Source organism: Stenotrophomonas maltophilia group sp. Smal17 (genome assembly GCF_030237045.1).
Classification (GTDB): domain Bacteria; phylum Pseudomonadota; class Gammaproteobacteria; order Xanthomonadales; family Xanthomonadaceae; genus Stenotrophomonas; species Stenotrophomonas forensis.
In genome coordinates this window covers 6,625-12,654 of sequence record NZ_JASJSU010000117.1, presented here as the reverse complement: position 1 = coordinate 12,654, position 6,030 = coordinate 6,625, and the positions used below count along the sequence as shown (strand labels likewise).

At 65.5% G+C, this 6,030-nt stretch carries 8 protein-coding genes; all 8 read left to right on the top strand.

From position 1 onward, the window contains the following. A partial coding sequence (locus QRO93_RS19690; protein WP_285304331.1) for an energy transducer TonB occupies positions 1 to 378 on the top strand: 378 nt, incomplete at its 5' end. 94 nt (positions 379 to 472) lie between these two features. After that, the gene (exbB, locus tag QRO93_RS19685; protein ID WP_008265438.1) at positions 473 to 1,234 is read left to right on the top strand and encodes a TonB-system energizer ExbB; all 762 of its coding nucleotides are present in this window, start codon (positions 473 to 475) and stop codon (positions 1,232 to 1,234) included. 57 nt (positions 1,235 to 1,291) lie between these two features. Continuing rightward, on the top strand, positions 1,292 to 1,717 hold the full coding sequence (locus QRO93_RS19680) for a biopolymer transporter ExbD (protein ID WP_040006786.1): 426 nt from the start codon (positions 1,292 to 1,294) through the stop codon (positions 1,715 to 1,717). A gap of 3 nt (positions 1,718 to 1,720) precedes the next feature. Continuing rightward, positions 1,721 to 2,134: a biopolymer transporter ExbD gene (locus QRO93_RS19675; protein WP_004132666.1), complete on the top strand. Its 414-nt coding sequence runs from the start codon at positions 1,721 to 1,723 to the stop codon at positions 2,132 to 2,134. Positions 2,135 to 2,236: 102 nt separating this feature from the next. Next, positions 2,237 to 3,697 carry a cardiolipin synthase gene (gene cls / locus QRO93_RS19670; protein WP_053448360.1) on the top strand — a complete coding sequence of 487 codons (1,461 nt, stop codon included), beginning with the start codon at positions 2,237 to 2,239 and terminating at the stop codon, positions 3,695 to 3,697. Between the two features lie 40 nt (positions 3,698 to 3,737). Further along, positions 3,738 to 4,007 (top strand): hypothetical protein, encoded by a 270-nt coding sequence (locus QRO93_RS19665; protein ID WP_180878543.1) that lies wholly within the window; start codon positions 3,738 to 3,740, stop codon positions 4,005 to 4,007. Positions 4,008 to 4,016: 9 nt separating this feature from the next. Further along, a complete protein-coding gene (locus QRO93_RS19660) occupies positions 4,017 to 4,760 on the top strand; it encodes a pyridoxine 5'-phosphate synthase (protein ID WP_049429177.1) in 744 nt (247 codons plus the stop codon). 144 nt (positions 4,761 to 4,904) lie between these two features. Continuing rightward, positions 4,905 to 5,996, top strand: coding sequence for a PA0069 family radical SAM protein (locus tag QRO93_RS19655; protein ID WP_180878544.1), 1,092 nt, complete (start codon positions 4,905 to 4,907; stop codon positions 5,994 to 5,996). Positions 5,997 to 6,030 lie beyond the last annotated feature (34 nt).

Below are 6,030 nucleotides of genomic sequence, written 5' to 3'. Positions count from 1 at the left end.
CCGCCGCCGCAGGCGCCGGTCGTGGACGTGCCGGAACCGCGCCCGAACGACATCGTCACCCCGCCGTCGCCGCCGTCGCCGCCGTCACCGCCGAGCACGATCGAGGCCAGCGTGGACATCTCGTCGAAGGCCATGAATCCGCCGCGCTACCCGCCGGCAGCCTTCCGCGCCGGTATCCAGGGCGAAGTGATCCTGATCATTGATGTCGATGCCAGCGGCAACGTCACCAATGTCACGGTGGAAAAGTCCAGCCGTAACCGCGACCTGGACCGTGCTGCGATGGAAGCAGCTCGCAAGTGGCGCTTCAACGCCGCTGAATCTGGCGGTAAGAAGGCGGCAGGTCGCGTTCGCGTCCCGGTCAACTTTGCGCTGAACTGATGGGCCGGGTGGCCGCCTGGCCACCCCCCGCCCACGGTTCGATTGTTTAGCTTAGCTACACCCTTTATCACCACACACAACAAAGGTAAGCGTCATGCTGCAGGAACTTTTCATCGCCGCTGCTGCCGGGGGCAATCCGTCCAACGCCCTGTCGCAGATGGGCTTCGAGCACCTGATCCACGAAATGACCACCAAGCCGGGTGATTTCGCGGTTTCCTGGGTCGTGCTGCTGACCCTGATCGTGATGTCGGCCATGTCCTGGTACTGGACCGTCATCAACATCTTCCGTTCGGTCCGTCTGAAGAGCGCCGCTGATCGCGTCGTCAGCCTGTTCTGGGACACCCCGAACGCACAGGACGCCATCCGTGCGATGGAAGAACAGCCGGCATCCGAGCCGTTCTCGAAGATCGCCCTGGACGCTGCCCAGGCAGCTGCCCACCACCAGCGCGCTGAAGGCGGTGCTACCGGCGGCGTCGGTGAGAACCTGAGCCGTTCGGAGTTCGTCGACCGCGCCCTGCGCCAGGCCGTCACCCGCGAAAGCAACAAGCTGCAGTCGGGCATGACCCTGCTGGCGACCGTCGGTGCGACCGCTCCGTTCGTCGGTCTGCTGGGTACCGTGTGGGGCATCTACGGCGCGCTGATCAAGATCGGTGCCACCGGCTCCGCTTCGATCGACGCCGTTGCCGGCCCGGTGGGTGAAGCGCTGATCATGACCGCGATCGGTCTGTTCGTCGCAATCCCGGCCGTGTTCGCCTTCAACTTCTTCAGCAAGGTCAACAGCGCGACCATCAGCAAGTTCGATACCTTCGCGCACGACCTGCACGACTTCTTCGCCACCGGTTCGCGCGTCCGCTAATTGCGACGCGCTGTACCCAGCGAGAACGTAGTCAACACGATCTAGACGGAGCCCGTTATGGCTTTCAGTAGTGGTAACAGCGGCGGCCCCATGGCCGACATCAACGTTACGCCCCTCGTGGACGTGATGCTGGTGCTGCTGATCATCTTCATCATCACGGCGCCCCTGATGTCCCACAAGGTCAAGGTGGATCTGCCGGAAGCCAACCTGATCCAGAAGCCGGAAGACGCTGAAAAGCGCGCCGGCCCGATCACCCTGGCAGTCAAGGAAGACGGCTCGATCTACTGGAACGACGAAGAAATCAACAAGCAGACTCTCGAGTCGCGCTTGGCGACCGCCGCCCAGCAGACCCCGCAGCCGCCGCTGAACCTGCGTGGTGACCGCACCACCAAGATGCGCGTCATCAACGACCTGACCAAGGTCGCGCAGGAGCAGGGCATGCTGGACGTCGGCTTCGTCGCGACCAAAGAAAAGGGGCAATAAGCCATGGCATTCAGTAGTGGTGGTGGCAAGGGCCCCATGGCAGACATCAACGTCACGCCCCTCGTGGACGTGATGCTGGTTCTGCTGATCATCTTCATCGTGACCGCGCCGATCATGACGTACCCGATCGCCGTGGACCTGCCGCAGCGCGTGCTCAACCCACCGCCGCAGCTAGTCGAACCGCCGCCGCCGATCGAACTGAAGATCGACGCCAGCAACCAGGTCTCGTGGAACAACAGCCCGATCAATGCGAGCGAGCTGCAGCAGCGGATGGAGCAGGAGGTCCAGCGTGACCCGACCAACCAGCCGGAACTGCGCATCGACGCCAGCCCGGATTCCGAGTACGACGTGATGGCCAAGGTCCTGGCCGCCGCGAAGAATGCTCAGATGAAGAAGATCGGCTTCGTGCAGCAGTAATCGCTACACCGCAACACAACAGTCATGACGCGACTGCAGACGCCCCTGGAAACAGGGGCGTCTTTTTTTATCCCTGGCCGCCCGGGCCGCTATGATCGGCGGATGCTCGCCCTCTTCGACTCCCTGCGCCACTGGCTCGACGGCATCGCCCACCTCGGCACCATCCTGGCGGTGGCTTATCTGCTGTACCTGTTCGCCCTGGCGGGCTGGATCATGCTGCAGAAGCGCGAGCCCGTCGCGACGCTGAGCTGGATCCTGTCGCTGGCGTTGCTGCCGTACCTGGGCCTCTTCATCTACTACCTGCTCGGCCCGCAGAAGGTGAAGCGGCAGCGCCTGCGCCGTGGCCGTGCGCGTTCGGGCATGGAGCACTACAGCGACGTCTGCCCACCCGATGCCGACTGCACCGAGCTGGCCAAGATCGCCCAGGCCACCACCGGGCTGGCACCGAGCAGCGCCACCGAAGTGACCTGGCTGGTGGATGGTGCTGCCACCTACGCGGCGCTGCTGGAAGCGGTCGCACAGGCGCGCGACCACGTGCACCTGGAGTACTACATCTTCAATCCGGACCACGCAGGCACTGCGCTGCGCGATGCTCTGGTCGAACGTGCCCGTGCCGGCGTGCAGGTACGCCTGCTGCTGGATGCCGTGGGTTCTTCCGCCCTGCCCCGCCGCTTCCTGCAGCCGCTGCTGGATGCAGGCGGCGAAGCGATCTGGTTCCATCCGCGGCAACTGCTGAAGCCGTTCAAGCGGCCCTGGTTGAACCTGCGTACCCATCGCAAGCTGGTGATCGTGGACGGCCGCCTGGCCTTCACCGGCGGCATCAACATCACCGACGACGAAGACGAGAGCCGCAGGGCCGACGCCTACCGTGACCTGCACATGCGCATCCGCGGCCACGTGGTGCGCAGCCTGCAGCTGGTGTTCGCCGAGGACTGGCTTTACGCCAGTGGCCAGGACCATTCGCGCTTCGATATCGCGCGCCTGTGGCCGGCCGAAATGCCGCTGCGCGCGGACGGCCCCATCAACGCCCAGGTGCTGGTGTCCGGGCCCGACTCGGGATGGGAAACGATCCACCGCCTGCATGTGGCCGCTATCCAGGAGGCGCACGAACGCGTCTGGCTGGTCACGCCCTACTTCGTACCCGGCGAGGCCGCCCGCATGGCGCTGACCTCGGCGGCGCTGGGCGGCCTGGACGTACGCCTGCTGGTGCCGAAGATGAGTGACTCCTGGTTCGTCACCCAGGCCGCGCGCTCCTACTTCGACGAGCTGCTGCATGCCGGCGTGAAGATCTACGAGTACGGCCCGCGCATGCTGCACACCAAGGCCTTCATCGCCGATGACGATGTCTGCATCGTCGGCAGCGCCAACTTCGACCACCGCAGCTTCCGGCTGAACTTCGAGCTGTCGATGATGATCAGCGACCGTGACCGCGTCGCCGCCCTGGCCGAGCTGCTGCAGGGCGAATTCGATCGTGCCACCCGCGTGCGTGACCAGGCCGGCCGCTCGCTGTGGCTGCACCGCCTGCCCGAGGCGTTCGCGCGGCTGGCCTCGCCGCTGCTCTGACGCAGCGCTACACTGCGCCGATCATCCGGGGAGCCCGACTATGTACTGGTTGTACCTGCTGCTGGCGCTGGGCTGTTTCGCCTTTGCGCTGAAGACCCCCAGCGCCGGGCTGATGACCCTGTGCCTGCTGGCTGCCCTTGCCTTCCTGCTGGCCTGGGTACGCGGCCGCTACGTGGCCCGCTTTGGCGACCTGCAGCGCGACCCTGCCACCCTGGTCGATGCCGAAGAACTGCGCCGCCTGCGCGAACAGGCCCAGGCCCGCCGCAACGACGACGGCAACGACCACGATCCGTCCCCTCTTTCCAAGTAGTTCCGTTCCATGACCCAGCTCAGCGTCAACGTCAACAAGATCGCCGTCCTGCGCAATTCGCGTGGCGGTGCCGAACCAGACGTGGTGCGTGCCGCCCAGGCCTGCCTGGATGCCGGTGCGCATGGCATCACCGTGCATCCGCGGCCGGACCGCCGCCATATCACCGCCGAGGACGTGCTGGCCCTGTCCACGCTGACCCGCGCCCGTGGCGTGGAGTTCAACATCGAAGGCAACCCGTTCGCTCCGCCACGCGAGGGTTACCCGGGGTTGCTGCCGCTGTGCGAGCAGACCCGCCCGGCACAGGCCACCCTGGTGCCGGACGGCGACGGCCAGATCACCTCCGACCATGGCTTCGACTTCGAGCGGGACGGCGAGCGCCTGCGCCCGCTGGTCGCCGAACTGAAAGCAATGGGTTGCCGGGTCAGCCTGTTCGTCGACGCCGGCAACCCACTGCTGGAGCAGGCAGCTGAAGTCGGCGCAGACCGCATCGAGCTGTACACCGGCCCCTACGCCGAGGCACACGCCGCCGGCGACGCCGAGGCGATGCTGGCGCTGTTCGCCACTGCCGCGCGTCGAGCGCAGGCCGTCGGCCTGGGCGTCAACGCTGGCCACGATCTGTCGCAGGACAACCTGCGCGACTTCCTGGCCCACGTGCCGGATGTGCTGGAGGTGTCGATCGGCCACGCGCTGATCGGCGAAGCGCTGTATGACGGCCTGGATGCCACCGTGCGCGGGTACCTGGCGCTGCTCTGACCCTTACCCAGCAGAGTCGAGCCATGCTCGACTGCCCCGGGACGGATGGGAAATGGAGTCGAGCATGGCTCGACTCTACAAGGGGGCTGAACCCTTCAGGCGGCCGTCGCAGCCGTTGAGACGGTCGCGGCGTACCCTGCGTCCATGGGTATTGCGATCAAGGGCCGAGGTTCCACGTCCCACCTTGCCGGGCGCTTTGAAAGCACCGTCAGCGAGGCGGTGGATGATGGCTGGGCGGTCGATGAGAGCGAAGAGTTCCTCGCCCCACGCCTGCGCACCGAGGTGCGCGCCGAAACCGCACGCAGCATCATCACCCGAAACAACTCGCCGGATGTCGGCTTCAGCCAGTCGGTGAATCCGTATCGCGGCTGCGAGCATGGCTGCTCGTACTGCTTTGCGCGCCCCTCGCATGCCTATCTGAACCTGTCGCCGGGCCTGGATTTCGAGACCAAGCTGTTCGCCAAGACCAATGCGCCGCAGCTGCTGCGCAAGGAGCTGTCGAAGCCGGGTTACGTGCCGCAGCCGATCGCGCTGGGCATCAACACCGATGCGTACCAACCGATCGAGCGCAAGTTCAAGCTGACCCGCCAGCTGATCGAAGTGATGCTGGAAACCAGGCATCCGTTCTCGTTGATCACCAAGAACGCGCTGGTCGAGCGCGATATCGATCTGCTCGCGCCGCTGGCCGCGGAAAACCTGGTCAGCGTGCATTTCTCGGTGACCTCGCTGGACCCGCATCTCTCGGCGAAGCTGGAACCGCGCGCATCGGCACCGCATGCACGGCTGCGCGCGATGAAGCGCCTGCATGAGGCCGGCATTCCGGTCGGGGTGATGGTGGCGCCGGTGATTCCATGGATCAACGACAGCGAACTGGAAGCCGTGCTGGAGGCCGCGCATGACGCTGGCGCCAGTACTGCGGGTTACGTGCTGCTGCGCCTGCCGCTGGAAGTGGCACCGCTGTTCCGCGACTGGCTGGATACCCATCATCCGGATCGCGCCGCGCATGTGATGAGCACCATCCAGCAGCTGCGCGGTGGCAAGGACTACGACAGCCAGTTCGGCACCCGCATGCGCGGTCAGGGCGTGTATGCGGACCTGTTGAACAACCGCTTCAAGCTGGCGCGCAAGCGGCTGGGCTTCAATGCGCAGAACAGCCACTGGCCGAAGCTGGATTGCAGCCGGTTCCTGAAGCCATTGCCGCCGAAGAAGGATTCGCCGCAGGGCTCGTTGTTCTGAGTAGCGTCGAGCTTGCTCGACTGGCGACGGAAAA